This window comes from Cellulomonas septica, from assembly GCF_012396155.1.
Taxonomy (GTDB): Bacteria; Actinomycetota; Actinomycetes; order Actinomycetales; family Cellulomonadaceae; genus Cellulomonas; species Cellulomonas septica.
The window spans coordinates 1-2,298 of the sequence record NZ_JAAXOY010000585.1 but is presented as its reverse complement, the minus strand read 5'-3'; the positions used below and the strand labels follow the sequence as shown (position 1 = coordinate 2,298).

Genomic DNA, 2,298 nt, shown 5'->3' with positions numbered 1-2,298 from the left:
TACCTCGGCCTCGCCGTCGTCCTGCTGGTCGTCTACCCGGTGATCCTGCGGACCAACGGCCTGGGCATCGGCGCGTTCTTCCGCGGTGCGTGGCCGGCGCGTCGCCCAGGGCGCCCGGCGGAGCCGCACCGGCCATCGAGTCGAGCTTCGCGAGGATCGCCTGCACGGGGAACCGTCGGCTGTCCAGCAGCTGCGCCCCGCTGTGCCGCAGCGCCGTCGCGAGCGGCGCCGCCCACACGTTCTCGTACAGCAGGATCGCGACCGAGTACCCCGGCAGCACGCGTCGCGCGACGTCCCGCAGGTCGTCGTCGTCGAGCACGTCGTGCGTGATCCCGTGGAACAGCGTCATGTCGACGCCGTCGTCCGTCAGCTCGTCGAAGTCGACGACCGCGTACGAGCCGTCGGCGTCCCGGCCGACCACCGTGAAGTCGAGGGCGCGGATCACGCCCCGGTCGACCAGGTCGGTCAGGAGGGGGAAGGCGTCGCCTCGGAGACCACCGGGCGGGAACTCGACGACGACGTAGTCGATCGGGCCGGACTGCTCGAGGTCAACCATGGGTCTCGCACCTCGATCCGCGTCGCCCCGAGCGGGCGGCGGGCCTTCCGCGATCGATCGTAGGAGCGTGCGGCGTCCAGGACAATCGTCCGCCAGCACTCCGCGCCGGCCGGTCTTCGCGACGTGCGCGCACGTCCCCGGGACGACGACGGCCCCGCGTCCCTGTCGGGAGCGCGGGGCCGTCGTGAGCGGTGCGAGGGTCAGACCGTGCGGCCGACCTCGCCGTCGCCGATCGGACCACCGGGCGTCGTCTTCTGCACCTGGAGCAGGAACTCGACGTTCGACTTGGTCTCGCGCAGCTTGCCGATGAGCAGCTCGATCGCCTGCTGCTGGTCGAGCGCCCCCATGACGCGGCGGAGCTTGTAGATGATCTTCAGCTCGTCCTGCGACATGAGGATCTCCTCGCGGCGCGTGCCCGACGCGTTGACGTCGACCGCCGGGAAGATCCGCTTGTCCGCGAGCGACCGGGAGAGCCGCAGCTCCATGTTCCCGGTGCCCTTGAACTCCTCGAAGATGACCTCGTCCATCTTGGAGCCGGTCTCGACGAGCGCGGACGCGAGGATCGTGAGCGAGCCGCCGTTCTCGATGTTGCGCGCGGCACCGAAGAAGCGCTTCGGCGGGTACAGCGCGGAGGCGTCGACACCACCGGACAGGATGCGGCCCGACGCCGGCGCGGCCAGGTTGTACGCGCGCGACAGACGGGTCAGCGAGTCGAGCAGCACCACGACGTCCTGGCCGAGCTCGACCAGGCGCTTGGCACGCTCGATCGCGAGCTCCGCGACGATCGTGTGGTCGGAGGCGGGGCGGTCGAACGTCGAGGCGATGACCTCGCCCTTGACCGTCCGCTCCATGTCCGTGACCTCCTCGGGGCGCTCGTCGACGAGCACGACCATGAGGTGGACCTCGGGGTTGTTCGCGGTGATCGCGTTCGCGATCTGCTGCATGATGATCGTCTTGCCCGCCTTGGGCGGCGCGACGATGAGGCCGCGCTGACCCTTGCCGATGGGCGCCACGATGTCGATCACGCGGGGCGTGAGGCGCGTCGGCTCGGTCTCGAGGCGCAGGCGCTCCTGCGGGTACAGCGGCGTGAGCTTGGTGAACTCGGGACGGTTGCGCGCCTCCTCGGGCGCCATGCCGTTGACCGTGTCCAGCCGCACGAGCGCGTTGAACTTGCTCGGCCGGTTGCCCTGCGGCGGCTGCTCGCCCTCACGGGGCTGACGGACCGCGCCGGTGATCGCGTCGCCGCGGCGCAGGCCGGACTTCTTCACCTGGTTGAGCGACACGTACACGTCGCTCGCGCCGGGCAGGTAGCCGGTCGTGCGCACGAACGCGTACGAGTCCAGCACGTCGAGGATGCCCGCGACGGGCAGCAGGACGTCGTCCTCGGTGACCTCGATGTCGTCGAGGCCCGACACGTCGGGCTGGCCGCCGCGGCCGCGGCGGCCCTTGCGGTCCCGGTCGCGGTAGCGGTCGCGCGAGCGACGGCGGCGACCGCCGCGCTCGTCGTCGTCCGGACCGAACTGGTCCCGGTTCTGGTTCTGGTTCTGGTTGCCCTGGCGGTTGCCGCCCTGCTGGCCCTGACCCTGCTGGCCCTGACCCTGCGGGGCCTGCTGCTGGCCGCTCTGCTGACGGTTCTCGTCGTCGCGGCGCTGGTCCTCCGGGGCACCCTGGCCCCGGCCGGAGCGGCGCGAGCGGCGCTCGCCCTGCACGGCGTCGGTCGCCCGGGCGGCACGGTCGTCACG

2 protein-coding genes are annotated in these 2,298 nt (G+C 71.6%); both read right to left on the bottom strand.

The features are described 5' to 3' along the window. Positions 1 to 556 (bottom strand): DUF6325 family protein (locus HGA02_RS16885; RefSeq protein ID WP_210728731.1); only part of this gene is annotated, 556 nt, incomplete at its 3' end. A 200-nt stretch (positions 557 to 756) separates the two neighbouring features. After that, positions 757 to 2,298: transcription termination factor Rho (gene rho / locus HGA02_RS16880; protein ID WP_168680318.1), on the bottom strand; the 1,542-nt coding region annotated here is incomplete at its 5' end.